The following is a 13,258-nucleotide window of genomic DNA, read 5'->3' as shown; positions in this document are numbered from 1 at the left end:
TAGTGGACGCCCGAGTAGGCTGGGGAAGCTGTCCGCCCGGCCGTGCCGGTACCGTACACACGACCGAACGTGCCATCGACCTGAAGGAAGTAGGGAATGAGCGGCCACTCCAAATGGGCCACCACCAAGCACAAGAAGGCTGCGATCGACGCGAAGCGCGGCAAGCTGTTCGCGAAGTTGATCAAGAACATCGAGGTGGCGGCCCGTACCGGTGGCGGTGACCCGGATGGCAACCCGACGCTGTTCGACGCCATCCAGAAGGCGAAGAAGTCGTCGGTCCCCAACGACAACATCGAGCGCGCCCGCAAGCGCGGCGGCGGCGAGGAAGCCGGCGGCGCCGACTGGCAGACGATCATGTACGAGGGCTACGGACCCAACGGCGTCGCCGTGCTGATCGAGTGCCTCACCGACAACCGCAACCGGGCGGCGGGCGAGGTCCGGGTCGCGATGACGCGCAACGGCGGCAACATGGCCGACCCGGGCTCGGTGGCCTACCTCTTCCATCGCAAGGGCGTCGTCACCCTGGAGAAGAACGGCCTGTCCGAGGACGACGTGTTGATGGCGGTGCTGGACGCGGGCGCCGAGGAGGTCAACGACCTCGGTGAGTCGTTCGAGATCATCAGCGACCCCAGCGATCTGATCGCGGTGCGCACCGCGCTGCAGGGCGCCGGTATCGACTACGACTCCGCCGAGTCCGGTTTCCAACCCTCGGTGTCGGTCGCGGTGGACGCCGACGGCGCACGCAAGGTGATCAAACTCGTGGACGCCCTCGAGGACAGCGACGACGTGCAGAACGTCTATACCAACGTCGACATCTCGGACGAGGTGCTCGCTCAGCTCGACGACTGAATCGAGCTACCGCGGGTAATACTGCGCGAAATCGGGGCGGCCGGTCTCCTGACGGCCGCCCCGAAGCGTGTCCGGACAGTCCCTCCCGTCGCGGTCGATGCGGCACCCGGGCGATCTCTCCGAGTCCGCTGACGTCAGGTGCCGCGGCCCTGGTCACCAGCACGGCGCGAGCCGGAGTCCGGTACATCCCGGGTGCGTCCGGATGGTGGCTGGAAGCAGGCGCTCAACTAGGTGAGCGTCGATGGCGCACGGAGAACGCAGACGCGGGCGGCTGATCGCGTAATGCCCGGTGATCTCCCCGGCGGCGCGCCGGGTGCCGACGTCACCGTCGCCGGGGAGGGAAGCCGGTATTACTCCGCGATCTTGGTGCGCTCGCACCATTCGTACACGCGCAGTCGCCCTTCGGGGGTGTCCTGCTCCCGCTGGGTGACCTTGAAGTGCTCGTATCCGCCGCGGAACGGCACCTTCAATTCCACTCCGGGCGGGGTGATGGGGACGATGCGCGCGGGCAGATCTTGCGGCCCGCCTTCGAGGACAGCTTTTGCACCAATGCTCATCCTCGGATGGTAGAAGCGGGAACGGCCTGATCGTGGCACATTCAGGGCACGGTCAGTACCAATTTGCCGACGGTTCGCCCCGTATCGCCCGACGCGTGCGCTTCCACCGCCTTCGAGAGGGGGAACGACGCGGCGATCGTCGGGCGCAGGGCGCCGGATGCGGCGCGAGCCGAGCGGGTTGCCGAGGGTTCAGCCGGTGGCGGGAACCGGCAGACCCACGCGGGCGGTGACCCACGGCAAGGACGAGGCGAACGCGGCCGCAGCGAATTGCCAGGTGTGTCCGCCCTCGGTGGTGTAGACGGTGCAGTCGATGCCCACCGCGTGTCCGGCGGTGCAGAGTTTGCCGGCAGCCGGAACAGCCACCACCGCCTGGTTCGCCGAGTGACGGCGACCAGCAGGACCACCCCGGCGAGCAGTTCGACGGTCGGCGGCAGCCAGCCGTGCAGCAGTGAGATCCCGTGGTGCAACGCGTGCTGCTGGTTCAGCGCCGGACTCGCCGGAGGAAGGCGCGGTGGCGCCGGAGTCAGGGGAGCGGCGAGTACTGGCACGTCCGGCATTGTCGCGGCCGTTCCTCGAGGCAGGCTGTGAATCGGCTTCGGCACTGCTGGGTGACCGGGCCTTCGGTGTGCTCGATGCGCCGTGGGTGCGCGAGGCAGAATGCGAGCATGGTCGAACTGGTGCTGGTGCGCGGCGACATCACCGAACAGGAGGTCGACGCGGTGGTGAACGCGGCGAATTCGTCGCTGCTCGGCGGCGGGGGAGTCGACGGCGCGATCCACCGGCGCGGCGGCCCGGAGATCCTGGCGGAATGCCGCAGGCTGCGTGCGTCCCACTACGGCTCGGGACTGCCGACCGGTGCCGCGGTCTCGACCACGGCCGGTCGCCTGCCCGCGCGCTGGGTGATCCACACGGTCGGTCCCGTGTGGTCGTCCACCGAGGACCGCTCGGCCTCGCTGGCCTCGTGTTATCGGGAATCTCTGCGCGTCGCGGACGAACTGGGGGCGCGGACGGTCGCGTTCCCGGCGATCTCCACCGGCGTCTACGGCTGGCCGATGGAGGACGGAGCCCGGATCGCGGTCGACACGGTTCGCGCGACTCCCACGGCCGTGTCGGAAGTCCGTTTCGTCCTCTTCGACGAGCGCGCTCACGCTGTGTTCGCGAGACAGGTCGCCAGGGCCTGAGACCGGCCGCCCCGCCGAGATCTTCTCGGTGCGAACCATCTCGAGCCCTGAGGTTTGTCGGTGGCGGCTGGCATAGTTCGGCGCGTGTCGTTCAGTACCCGTATCGAAGTCCGGGTGTCCGACTTGGACCCGCAAATGCATGTCACCGGTGCGGCTTACCACCAGTTCGCCGACCACGCGCGATTCGCGTGCGTCCGAGCGGCGGGCGTCTCGGTCGACGAGCTGCTCGCCTCCGGCCTCGGGCCGGTCAACCTGGAGACCGTGCTGCGCTTCCGGCGGGAACTACGCGGCGGCGACACCGTCGACGTGTCGTGCGCTTGGCAGTGGGGTGCGGGCAAGACCTATCGGGTCGAGCACACGCTGACGCGCGCCGACGGCGTGGTCGCCGCGACGGTGACCCACGTCAGCGGCTTACTGGACCTCGGGGCACGGCGCCTGGTCGCCGATCCCGCGCACCAGTGGGCGGTGCGTGCGAGTCGTCCGGAGGTGCTCGGCCTGCCGGGCGCGTCGCGGGAAGCCGGTGACGTCGGCGGATAGCCGGGCCGTGTCGCGGGGCGGCGAAAGACCAAGCCTCCGCTAGACTCTCGAACAGTTGTTCGTGTCCGGGAGAGGGGTTGTCGTGCGGGTGATGGGCGTCGACCCCGGACTCACCCGATGCGGCCTCAGCATCGTCGACGGCGGGCCGGGGCGGAAGGTCACCGCCGTGGACGTCGACGTGGTCCGCACTCCCGGCGATATGGATCTGGCCCATCGCCTGCTGGCGGTCGCGGACGCCGCCGAACGCTGGATGGACACCCACAAGCCCGGGGCCGTTGCCATCGAACGCGTCTTCGCCCAGCACAATGTCCGTACCGCCATGGGCACCGCGCAGGCGGGCGGAGTGATCGCGCTGGCCGCCGCGCGCCGGGGGATCCCGGTCGCGTTCCACACACCCAGCGAGGTGAAGGCCGCGGTCACCGGCAGCGGCACCGCGGACAAGAAGCAGGTGACGGCCATGGTCACCCGGATCCTCGGCCTGCCCGTCGCGCCGAAACCGGCGGACGCGGCGGATGCGCTGGCGCTGGCGATCTGCCATTGTTGGCGGGCGCCGCTGCTGGAGCGGATGGCGGCGGCGGAGGCCAAGGCGGCCGCGGCACAGCGCCGGTACATCGAACGGCTGGCCGAACAACGGAAGGCGGTGCACGGGTGATCGCGTCGGTACGCGGTGAAGTGCTGGAAATCGCCCTCGACCACGCGGTGATCGAGGCGGCGGGCGTCGGCTACCGGCTCAACGCCACCCCGTCCACCCTGGCCGGGCTCACCCGCGGCGAGGAAACCCGGCTCTACACCGCGATGATCGTCCGCGAGGACTCGATGACCCTCTACGGGTTCGCCGACACCGAGGCGCGCGACCTGTTCGGCCTGCTGCAAACCGCCTCCGGCGTCGGACCCCGCCTCGCCATGGCGGTGCTGGCCGTCCTCGAGCCCGAGGCGCTGCGCAAAGCGCTGGCCGAGAGCAACGTCGCGGCGCTGACCAGGGTGCCCGGCATCGGCAAGCGCGGCGCCGAACGCATGGTGGTGGAACTGCGGGACAAGGTGAACCTCGTTCCGGTGCCCTCCGGCCCGCCCGGATCGACACCCGCGGCGGCCACGCCGGTGCGTGATCAGGTCACCGAGGCGCTCGTCGGCCTCGGTTTCGCCGCCAAGCAGGCCGAACAGGCGATCGATGCGGTGCTGGCCGAACAGCCGGGCGTCGGCACCTCCGCCGCCCTGCGGGCCGCGCTCGGCCTGCTCGGCAAGAACCGGTAAGGCGCGTCATGGACCACCACGAGGAACCTACCGAATCCCAGGTCAGCGCAAGCTATCTGAGGTCCGACGGCGAGATCGAGGCGAGTCTGCGCCCGCAGTCGCTGGACGACTTCATCGGCCAGCCCCGTGTGCGCGAACAGCTCGCGCTGGTATTGCGCGGAGCCAAACAACGCGGCGGCACTCCGGACCACGTCCTGCTGTCCGGGCCGCCGGGTCTCGGCAAGACCAGCATGGCGATGATCATCGCCGCCGAACTCGGCACCGCTTTGCGGATCACGTCCGGTCCCGCGCTGGAGCGGGCGGGCGATCTGGCCGCCATGCTCAGCAACCTGGTCGAGGGCGACGTGCTGTTCATCGACGAGATCCACCGGATGGCGCGTCCCGCGGAGGAGATGCTCTACCTGGCGATGGAGGACTTCCGGGTGGACGTGGTCGTCGGCAAGGGGCCCGGCGCGACCTCCATTCCCCTGGACATCGCGCCGTTCACCCTGGTCGGTGCCACCACCAGGTCCGGAGCGCTGACCGGCCCGCTGCGCGACCGTTTCGGTTTCACCGGGCACATGGACTTCTACGAGCCCGGCGAACTGCTGCGCATCCTGAAGCGCTCGGCGCACATCCTCGGTGTCGTGATCGAGGAGGAGGCGGCGGCCGAGATCGCGGGGCGCTCGCGCGGCACGCCCCGTATCGCCAACCGCCTGCTGCGCCGCGTCCGCGACTACGCCGAGGTGCGTGCCGACGGCCGCATCACCCGCGCGATCGCCCACGCCGCGCTCGAGGTCTACGACGTGGACGTACTCGGCCTCGACCGGCTCGACCGCGCGGTCCTCGGCGCCCTAGTCCGTAGTTTCGGCGGCGGCCCGGTGGGGGTGTCCACCTTGGCCGTGGCGGTCGGAGAAGAGGCCGCTACCGTGGAGGAGGTATGCGAACCGTTCCTGGTGCGCGCGGGCATGGTCGCGCGCACACCGCGCGGCCGGGTCGCCACCGCGGCCGCCTGGGAGCACCTCGGTCTCGTCCCGCCGCCCGACCTCGTGTTCGGCTCCATCGAAGTGCGCGGTCGCGAGCCACACCCCACGCTCGATCTCTTCGAATGAATCGCCCGTCCGGGTGACCGACCGCGGTCAGCGGCGATCGCGCAGTGCGGCGGCGACCAGGTCGAGGAAGGCGTCGACCTCGTCGCGTTGATAGCCGCGGGTGCCGAGGCGGGCCTCGGTGAAACGGACGGCCTCGACATCGGCGATGGTGAGACTGCCCGGCCCGCCGTGCACGAGGGTCGCGGCGACCAGGTCGAGGAAAGCGCCGACCTCTTCCTCGTTGTATCCGCGCCGCCCCACCGCGGCTTGGCTGAATCGCATGCGCCGCACGTCATCCGGAGTGAGGATGGCGTGGCCGTTGCCGTTCGCGGCCGGGACCGGCCGGACGCCGCGCTGACGGAACTCCAGTTCGACGCGCAACTGGTCGAGATATTCGTCGACCTGGTCGGCGCGGTAACCGCGCTGGCCGAGCCGTGGCGCGCCGAAACCGACATGCCGTAGATCGTCGGCGGCCAGCGCGCCCTCCCCGGCCAGGGTCGCGGCGACGAGTTCGAGGAAGGCATCCACCTCGTCCGCGTGGTAGCCACGGTGCCCGAGCGTGGGGGTCGCGAAACGGGTGCGGCGCACGTCCTCGGGAGTCACGGGCGACATTCTGTCAGGCGCGGTGCGCCGGGCCGATCGGAAGGGAAATTTCGTGTTTCCCTGGCCTTTTGCGAACAAGGGCCGTCCCCCTGGCGAAAGCGTCGGATCAGTGCGCCTCACCCTAGCGCCGGTGGCGGTGTCAGGGGGATTGCCGAGCCGCTCAGTCCTTGCGAACGCCGTCCACGAGCAGGCGGCGGATCGCCTGGGTCAGCCCGGCGATCGAAGCTTCGTCCGGTTCGCGCAGCGAGTAGACGATGCCCGCGATCAACATGCCGGTCACCGCTCGCGCGGTGTTCATGGTGTCCAGGTCGGCGCGCAGATAGCCCTGCTCGACGCCGTGGTCGAGATAGCCCGCGGTCAGCGCGTCGGCCGTATCGAGCAGCCCGTACAGCCGCTGGGTGAGCTCGTCATCGATGCCGGTGGCGTGGAACAGCAGCAGCTGGGCCACCCGGCGATCGGCCAGCAGGATCTCGGTGAGGGCCACGCCGATGCGGTCGATCTGGGCGCGGTACTCGTCGAGGGAGGCGGCGGCGTCCGGGGCGTTCTCGGTGCCGAGGGCGGCGATGATGCGCGCGGCCAAGTCGTCGATGACGTGGTCGATGATGTCGCGCTTGTTGCTGAAGTACCGGTAGAAGGTGCCGTGACCGATGCCCAGCTGTCCCGCGATGTCGGCGATGCCGGTGGTGTGATAGCCCTTCTCCGCGAAGCAGACGAACGCGGTGTCGATGATCTCCTGACGCAGTTCGGCTTTCCGTCGCTCGGCACGCGTGGATGGCTTCGTCACCTTGCCGATGATACAGTCATCACAAACGGAATGATGTGTCATTCCGTGATATGTGGTTCAGCTAGCAGGAGGTTCGGTGTGGCGCCTCAATACGACGCGGTCGTAGTCGGTGCGGGGTTCGGGGGCATGGGAGCGGGGATTCAGCTCGATCGGCTCGGCCTGAGCAATTACGTCATCCTCGAACGCGAGGACGATCTCGGTGGCACCTGGCACGTCAACCACTACCCGGGTCTGGCGGTCGACATCGCCTCGGTCACCTACTCCTACTCCTTCGAACCGAATCCGCACTGGTCGCGGCTGTTCGCGCCGGGCGAGGAGCTGAAGAAGTACGCCGAACACGTCGCGGACAAGTACGGCCTGCGCCGCCGCATGCGCTTCGGCACCGTCGTCGACGGCGCGCGCTGGGACGAAGAGCGGCAGCACTGGGTGGTCTCGATCGCGGGCGGGCAGACGGTCACCGGCCGCTATCTGCTGACCGCGACCGGATTCCTGTCCCAGCCCTACACGCCGCCGTTCCCCGGTATCGACTCGTTCGCAGGCAAGATCATCCACACCACCGCCTGGGAGGACGGCTTCGATCTCACCGGCCGCAGGGCCGCGATCATCGGCACCGGCGCCACGGCCGTGCAGCTGGTACCGGAGGTCGCCGAGAAGGCGCGAGCGCTCACGGTGTTCCAGCGCACCCCGATCTGGGTGGTCCCGAAGATCGACACCGCGATCCCCGCGCCGGTGCGGAAGCTGTTCGAGCGGGTCCCCGCCACGCAGAAGGCCGCGCGACTGGTCAACACCAGCCTGCTGGAGGCGCTGATGGTGGTCGGGGTGCTGCACTTCAAGCAGGCCAGGCTGCTGAACAAGGGCGCGGGCGCGCTGGCCAAGGCGCATCTGCGGGCGTCCGTGCGGGACAAGGAGACCCGCAGGCGGCTGACCCCGGACTACGACTTCGGGTGCAAGCGGCCGACCTTCTCCAACCACTACTTCACCACGTTCAACCAGCCGCACGTGCGGCTGGAGACGAACTCGATCGACCACATCGAGCCGGACGGCATCGTTACCGCGGACGGGCACAAGACCGAGATCGACACGCTGATCCTGGCCACCGGCTTCAACCTGTGGGACGTGAACTTCCCGGCCATCGAGATCATCGGCCGCGACGGGGTGAATCTCGGAAAGTTCTGGCGGGACAACCGGTTCCAGGCCTACGAGGGCATCACGGTGCCGAAGTTCCCCAACTTCCTCAGCCTCAACAGCCCGTACTCCTACAGTGGCCTGTCCTACTTCACCACCATCGAAGCGCAGATGAAGCACATGGGCCGCCTGTTCGGCGAGCTGCGCCGCCGGGGCGAGACGACCTTCGAGGTCACCGAGCAGGCCAACGCGGCGTTCCTGGACCGGGTCACCGCCAAGCTGGGCTCCTCGGTCTTCTACGGCGGCGACTGCGCCACCGCGCGCAGCTATTACTTCAACCAGCACGGCGAGGCGGCCCTGCTGCGGCCCACCAGCACGCTCAACGCGCATCGCGAGGCGGTCGCCTTCCCGCTGGAGGACTACGCCTACGGCAGGACCGCCTGAGGTCGGCGCCCGCCTCGCCCGCCGGAGTGTCGTTCGCCGGGCGAGGCGGTGCGCGGTGAGAACGTTGTAGCTGCCCAGCGGGTGTGCGGGTGTGGCACTCGCGCGGTGAACTGGCAGACTGTGTGGGTACTTGTCCATCCCACCCACGACACTAGGGACTGACTTCGACGATGGAACTGCTGTTTCCGCTGCTACTGGTAGCCCTGCTCGTGCCGATGTTCCTCGGTGTCCGCCGTCAGAAGCGGGAAGCCGAGAAGGTCGCAGGCATGCAGGACAACCTGAAGGTCGGCGATCAGGTCGTCACCACGTCGGGTCTGTACGGCACCGTGGTCGACCTCGATGACACCACGGTCGATCTCGAGATCGCCGAGGACGTGGTCACCACGTGGCTGCGCCAGGCCATCCGTGAGGTGCGCACCGAAGAGGTGGGCGCCGAGGAGACCGCCACGGAGACCGGCGGCTCGGACGCGACCGACGCCGTCGAGGAATCCGCCGAGCAGACCGAGACCCGCCTGACCAAGGACTGATCGTTCCGGTTGTGCCCCGGCTCGCCGGATGTCGCCGCGGCCGTTGGTCCGCGCACCCGGCGCCGCTGGCGCACGCCCGCTGTTCCATCCTCGACTTCCCGCCTAGGAGATGACGTACTGTGCCACCTTCCCAGGGATCGGCGCACCCGCTGCGGTTGCTCGGTGTCTATGCCGCGCTGCTGGCCGTGGTCTATGCGCTGGTGTTCTTCACCGGTGACAAGTCCCCGACACCCAAGCTCGGTATCGATTTGCAGGGCGGCACCCGCGTCACGCTGTCCGCGCGCACGCCGGACGGCAGCAAGCCGAGCCAGGACAGCCTGAAGAAGGCGCAGGACATCATCGAGAACCGGGTCAACGGGCTCGGTGTCGGCGGCTCCGAGGTCGTCATCGACGGCGACAACATCGTGATCACCGTGCCCGGCGACGACGGGCAGCAGGCGCGCGCGCTCGCGACCACCGCCAAGCTCTACATCCGGCCCGTATTGCAGGCCGTGCCCGCGACGGGACGGGGCGCCACCCCGCAGACGACGCCGGGCACCCAGCCCGCGCCGGCCGCGCAGCCGGAGACGACGCAACCCGCGACACCGGAGACCACCGAGCCCGCCCCGGCTCCGCAGCAGCGCGTGTTCCCCGCTCAGCAGCCGACGCAGCCTCCCGCCGATCCCAGCCTGACGCCCACCGAAGAGGCGACGAAGGAGATCCAGGCGGCCAGGGCGCTGCGGCAGAGTTCCGACCCGTCCGTGCAGCAGACCGCGCTGGCCACCATGGACTGCGGAAAGTCCGATCCACTCGCGGGCAACGACGACCCGGCTCTTCCGCTGGTGACCTGCTCGACCGACGGCACCGAGGTCTTCCTGCTGGACAAGAGCCGCATCGACGGCCAGGAGATCAAGGACGCCACCTCGGGGCTGAACCAGCAACAGGCCAGGCACGAGGTCTATCTGGACTTCAAGTCCGGTGGCAGCGACGCGTGGGCGACGCTGACCGGCGAGTACGTCTACAAGCGGGTCGCCTTCGTGCTCGACTCGAAGGTGGTCAGCGCACCGGTCGTGCAGCAGGGCCCGCAGCAGGGCGGCCGCACCCAGATCTCGGGCAACTTCACCGCGACATCGGCGAAGGAACTGGCGAACACGCTGAAGTACGGCTCGCTGCCGCTGTCGTTCCAGACCTCCGAGGCCGAGACGGTCTCCGCGACGCTGGGCCTGTCCTCGTTGAAGGCGGGCCTGCTCGCCGGGGCGGTCGGCTTGGTCGTGGTGTTGCTCTACTGCCTCACCTACTACCGGATGCTGGGTTTCGTCACCGGTTTGTCACTGGTGGCCTCCGGCTTCGCGGTGTACGGCATCATGGTGCTGCTCGGGCGCTGGATCGGCTTCACACTCGACCTCGCCGGTATCGCCGGTCTGATCATCGGTATCGGTATGACCGCCGACTCGTTCGTGGTGTTCTTCGAACGCATCAAGGACGAGATGCGCGAAGGACGCAGCTTCCGTTCCGCGGCTCCCCGCGGCTGGCAGCGCGCCCGCCGGACCATTCTGTCCGGCAACGCCGTCAGCTTCATCGCCGCGGCGGTGCTGTACATCCTGGCCGTCGGCCAGGTGAAGGGCTTCGCGTTCACCCTCGGTCTCACCACGATCCTCGACGTCGTCGTGGTGTTCCTGGTCACGTCGCCGCTGGTGCTGCTGGCTTCACGGACGGCGTTCTGGTCCAAGCCCTCGGTGAACGGCCTGGGCGCGATCCAGCAGATCGCCCGCGAGCGGAAGGCGGCCGAGGCCGCCCTCGGGAAGGCGTGAGGACGCGATGACCAACAGCCACACCACCCCCTCGCTCGACAAGACGAGCGCCACCGAGATCACCGACGTGTTCGCGGCGGTCGGCGAGCCGCAGCCGCCCAAGCACGGCTTCCTCAACCGCCTCTACACCGGTACCGGCGCGATCGACGTCATCGGCAAGCGCCGGATGTGGTATCTCATCACCGCCGCGATCGTGCTCGTCTCGCTGGGCAGCATCCTCTTCCGCGGCTTCAACTTCGGCATCGACTTCGAGGGTGGTTCCCGCATCCAGTTCCCCGCGGGGAACGCGACCACCAGCGCGGCGGAGGACGTCTACCGCGGCGCCATCGGCACCGACCCGGTCTCGGTGCAGACCGTCGGCACCGGCGGATCGGCCACCATGCTGATCCGGTCAGAGGCGCTGAACCAGCAGCAGGTGGAGGCGCTGAACAACGCGCTGTTCGCGAAATTCCAGCCGAAGGACAAGTCCGGCAACCCGAGCCGGGCCGCGATCAGCACCTCCGACGTCAGCGAGACCTGGGGCAGCCAGATCACCCGCAAGGCGCTCATCGCGCTCGCGGTGTTCCTCGTGCTCGTGGCGGTCTACATCGCGGTCCGATTCGAACCGCACATGGCCATCGCGGCGCTGGCGGCGCTGGCCTTCGACGTCACGGTCACCGCGGGCGTGTACTCGCTCGTCGGCTTCGAGGTCACCCCGGCCACGGTGATCGGCATCCTGACGATCCTCGGCTTCTCGCTCTACGACTCGGTCGTGGTGTTCGACAAGGTCGAGGAGAACACCCACGGCATCCTGCACCTGACCAGGCGCACCTACGGCGAGCAGGCGAACCTCGCGGTGAACCAGACGCTGATGCGCTCGATCAACACCGCCTTGATCGGTATCCTGCCGATCGTCGGCTTGATGGTGATCGCGGTCTGGATGCTGGGCGTGGGCACCCTCAAGGACTTGGCGCTGGTGCAGCTGGTCGGTCTGCTGGTCGGCACCTACTCCTCGATCTTCTTCGCGACTCCGCTGCTGGTCTCGATCAAAGAGCGCTGGGGGCCGGTGGCGGCGCACACCAAGAAGGTCCTGGCCAAGCGGGCCGGTGCGGCAGGGGCACGGGCAGGCGTCGCGGCCGAGCGCCGGGCGAGTATGGCAGCGGGCCGGGATTTCGACGAGACGCCGCGCGGACAGCGCGCGGCGGGGCAGACACCGCGACCCGGTGCGCGCCCGAGCGGTAAACGGCACAAAAGGCGGAACTGACACCAGACAGGGGTTTCATGCGACAGCCACGCGGTGCGGTACGACTGATCGGAGCGCTCGCTGCGGGCACGCTGGCCGCCGGGTTGATGGTCGGCTGCTCCAGTAAGAACCAGGTTCCCTCCATCGGCTACGCGACCGATGCCACCATCGCCACCTATAACGGCGGTAGCACGCTCGGAGCGAGTTCCGGGTCGTCGGCGGTGTTCTCCCGGGTGCTCACCGGCTTCTTCTACACCGGTCCGGACGGCCAGCAGGTCGCCGACACCGACTTCGGCACCGCCAAGGAGGTGCCGGGGGAGTCGCAGACCATCCAGTACCGCCTCAACCCCGACGGCGTGTACTCCGACGGTGTGCCGACCTCGTGTGACGACTTGGTGCTGGCCTGGGCCGCCCGTAGCGGGCGGTACACCAAACCCGGTGACCGCGGCGCGGTTCCGCTCTTCGACGCCGCGAGCACCAGCGGCTACGACGACATCGAGCGTGTCGACTGCCAGCCCGGTTCGCGGGATGCCACGGTGGTGTTCCGGCCCGGTCGGCGTTACCTGCCGTGGCGCACTCTGTTCACGGCGGGCGAGCTGGTACCCGCGCACGTCGCGGCCCGCGTCGCGAACGTGCCCAATGTCGTGTCGGCGTTGCAGACCGGTGACCCGAACGCGCTCGGCAGGATCGCGGAATTCTGGAACACCGGATGGGTCATCCCGGCCGACGGCCGGCTGGACCTGTCGCGCTTCCCTTCGTCGGGGCCGTACCGCGTCGAGTCGTTCGGCAGCGAGGACGGCTTGGTGCTGGTCGCCAACGAACGGTGGTGGGGCAACAAACCGGCGACCGGGCGAATCGTCGTCTGGCCCAAGACCTTCGACCTGAAGCAGAAGGTCGGCGACAACGCCGTCGGCGTGCTCGACATCGGTGCGCATTCGGTGAAAGACCTGAATCTGAACGGCTTCTCGGTGCAGACCATGCCGGGCCGGGGCGCCGAGCAACTGGTCCTGGCGACCGGCGGCGTATTCGCCTCGGTCGAGGCGCGCCGCGCGTTCGCGTTGTGCCTGCCACGTCAGACGCTGTTCGACAAGCTCGGCAAGGCACCGGACGCACCGAAGACCGGGCTCGGCTCCGGCCCGCTCGACGCGCACGTCGTGCAGCAGGACTCCCTGTTCTATCCGGCGGTCATCGGCGCGGCGAACAAGTACTCCGGTGGCGACGTGGCGAACGCGACCAGGGCGGTCGCGGCCTCCGGTGCACCGAACCCCACCGTCCGGATCGGCTATCAAGGTCCGGACGATCGCCGCGCGCAGACCGT

General features: G+C 68.9%; 16 protein-coding genes. 11 read left to right on the top strand and 5 right to left on the bottom strand.

All coding sequences use genetic code 11. The features are described from left to right. Positions 1-96: 96 nt before the first annotated feature. Positions 97-849, top strand: a complete 753-nt coding sequence (locus tag ON29_RS18000) for a YebC/PmpR family DNA-binding transcriptional regulator (protein ID WP_040867714.1) — start codon at positions 97-99, stop codon at positions 847-849. Between the two features lie 350 nt (positions 850-1,199). On the opposite strand, the gene ON29_RS17995 is transcribed toward ON29_RS18000, so the two are convergent. The 3 genes from ON29_RS17995 to ON29_RS35945 are packed head-to-tail and all read right to left on the bottom strand — an operon-like array spanning position 1,200 to position 1,769. Further along, positions 1,200-1,406 carry a DUF5988 family protein gene (locus tag ON29_RS17995; protein WP_040867713.1) on the bottom strand — a complete coding sequence of 69 codons (207 nt, stop codon included), beginning with the start codon at positions 1,404-1,406 and terminating at the stop codon, positions 1,200-1,202. A gap of 41 nt (positions 1,407-1,447) precedes the next feature. Beyond that, positions 1,448-1,669 carry a zinc-binding dehydrogenase gene (locus ON29_RS37510; protein ID WP_083863721.1) on the bottom strand — a complete coding sequence of 74 codons (222 nt, stop codon included), beginning with the start codon at positions 1,667-1,669 and terminating at the stop codon, positions 1,448-1,450. Continuing rightward, positions 1,596-1,769: a hypothetical protein gene (locus ON29_RS35945; RefSeq protein ID WP_157172822.1), complete on the bottom strand. Its 174-nt coding sequence runs from the start codon at positions 1,767-1,769 to the stop codon at positions 1,596-1,598. The genes ON29_RS37510 and ON29_RS35945 overlap by 74 nt, the downstream gene beginning before the upstream one ends. Positions 1,770-2,071: 302 nt before the next feature. Between ON29_RS35945 and ON29_RS17990 the strand changes: the two genes are divergently transcribed. The 5 genes from ON29_RS17990 to ruvB all read left to right on the top strand — a co-directional run bounded on the left by ON29_RS17990 (position 2,072) and on the right by ruvB (position 5,466). Beyond that, positions 2,072-2,587: an O-acetyl-ADP-ribose deacetylase gene (locus tag ON29_RS17990; RefSeq protein WP_040867711.1), complete on the top strand. Its 516-nt coding sequence runs from the start codon at positions 2,072-2,074 to the stop codon at positions 2,585-2,587. 84 nt (positions 2,588-2,671) lie between these two features. Then, positions 2,672-3,124 carry an acyl-CoA thioesterase gene (locus tag ON29_RS17985; RefSeq protein WP_040867710.1) on the top strand — a complete coding sequence of 151 codons (453 nt, stop codon included), beginning with the start codon at positions 2,672-2,674 and terminating at the stop codon, positions 3,122-3,124. 82 nt (positions 3,125-3,206) lie between these two features. Continuing rightward, positions 3,207-3,776: a crossover junction endodeoxyribonuclease RuvC gene (gene ruvC, locus ON29_RS17980; protein ID WP_040867709.1), complete on the top strand. Its 570-nt coding sequence runs from the start codon at positions 3,207-3,209 to the stop codon at positions 3,774-3,776. Then, positions 3,773-4,375, top strand: a complete 603-nt coding sequence (ruvA, locus tag ON29_RS17975; protein WP_040867708.1) for a Holliday junction branch migration protein RuvA — start codon at positions 3,773-3,775, stop codon at positions 4,373-4,375. The genes ruvC and ruvA overlap by 4 nt, the downstream gene beginning before the upstream one ends. A gap of 8 nt (positions 4,376-4,383) precedes the next feature. Beyond that, the gene (gene ruvB, locus ON29_RS17970; RefSeq protein WP_040867707.1) at positions 4,384-5,466 is read left to right on the top strand and encodes a Holliday junction branch migration DNA helicase RuvB; all 1,083 of its coding nucleotides are present in this window, start codon (positions 4,384-4,386) and stop codon (positions 5,464-5,466) included. Between the two features lie 27 nt (positions 5,467-5,493). Here the strand turns inward: ruvB and ON29_RS37505 are convergent, their stop codons facing one another. Next, a complete protein-coding gene (locus tag ON29_RS37505) occupies positions 5,494-6,057 on the bottom strand; it encodes a DivIVA domain-containing protein (RefSeq protein ID WP_040867704.1) in 564 nt (187 codons plus the stop codon). Positions 6,058-6,208: 151 nt separating this feature from the next. After that, positions 6,209-6,874, bottom strand: coding sequence for a TetR/AcrR family transcriptional regulator (locus ON29_RS17960; RefSeq protein ID WP_051175337.1), 666 nt, complete (start codon positions 6,872-6,874; stop codon positions 6,209-6,211). Between the two features lie 36 nt (positions 6,875-6,910). Between ON29_RS17960 and ON29_RS17955 the strand changes: the two genes are divergently transcribed. The 5 genes from ON29_RS17955 to ON29_RS17935 form a co-directional block, all read left to right on the top strand. Continuing rightward, the gene (locus ON29_RS17955; protein ID WP_040867703.1) at positions 6,911-8,401 is read left to right on the top strand and encodes a flavin-containing monooxygenase; all 1,491 of its coding nucleotides are present in this window, start codon (positions 6,911-6,913) and stop codon (positions 8,399-8,401) included. A 170-nt stretch (positions 8,402-8,571) separates the two neighbouring features. After that, positions 8,572-8,928, top strand: a complete 357-nt coding sequence (gene yajC / locus ON29_RS17950; protein WP_040867700.1) for a preprotein translocase subunit YajC — start codon at positions 8,572-8,574, stop codon at positions 8,926-8,928. A 119-nt stretch (positions 8,929-9,047) separates the two neighbouring features. After that, complete coding sequence (gene secD, locus ON29_RS17945) at positions 9,048-10,718, top strand: protein translocase subunit SecD (RefSeq protein ID WP_040867698.1); 1,671 nt, start codon at positions 9,048-9,050, stop codon at positions 10,716-10,718. A gap of 7 nt (positions 10,719-10,725) precedes the next feature. Beyond that, a complete protein-coding gene (gene secF, locus ON29_RS17940; RefSeq protein WP_040867696.1) occupies positions 10,726-11,961 on the top strand; it encodes a protein translocase subunit SecF in 1,236 nt (411 codons plus the stop codon). A gap of 17 nt (positions 11,962-11,978) precedes the next feature. Further along, positions 11,979-13,258: ABC transporter substrate-binding protein (locus tag ON29_RS17935; RefSeq protein WP_040867774.1), on the top strand; the 1,280-nt coding region annotated here is incomplete at its 3' end.

Source organism: Nocardia exalbida NBRC 100660, from assembly GCF_000308575.1.
Lineage (GTDB): Bacteria > Actinomycetota > Actinomycetes > Mycobacteriales > Mycobacteriaceae > Nocardia > Nocardia exalbida.
Note: the sequence above shows the minus strand (reverse complement) of the source record. Positions and strands in the feature narration are given on the sequence as shown.

Excerpts from the sequence above, each read along its gene's own strand:
- ON29_RS18000 (WP_040867714.1), top strand. The coding sequence starts at position 97 with ATGAGCGGCCACTCCAAATGGGCCACCACCAAGCACAAGAAGGCTGCG.
- ON29_RS17995 (WP_040867713.1), bottom strand. The coding sequence starts at position 1,406 with ATGAGCATTGGTGCAAAAGCTGTCCTCGAAGGCGGGCCGCAAGATCTG.
- ON29_RS17990 (WP_040867711.1), top strand. The coding sequence starts at position 2,072 with ATGGTCGAACTGGTGCTGGTGCGCGGCGACATCACCGAACAGGAGGTC.
- ruvB (WP_040867707.1), top strand. The coding sequence starts at position 4,384 with ATGGACCACCACGAGGAACCTACCGAATCCCAGGTCAGCGCAAGCTAT.
- ON29_RS37505 (WP_040867704.1), bottom strand. The coding sequence starts at position 6,057 with ATGTCGCCCGTGACTCCCGAGGACGTGCGCCGCACCCGTTTCGCGACC.
- ON29_RS17960 (WP_051175337.1), bottom strand. The coding sequence starts at position 6,874 with ATGACACATCATTCCGTTTGTGATGACTGTATCATCGGCAAGGTGACG.
- yajC (WP_040867700.1), top strand. The coding sequence starts at position 8,572 with ATGGAACTGCTGTTTCCGCTGCTACTGGTAGCCCTGCTCGTGCCGATG.
- secF (WP_040867696.1), top strand. The coding sequence starts at position 10,726 with ATGACCAACAGCCACACCACCCCCTCGCTCGACAAGACGAGCGCCACC.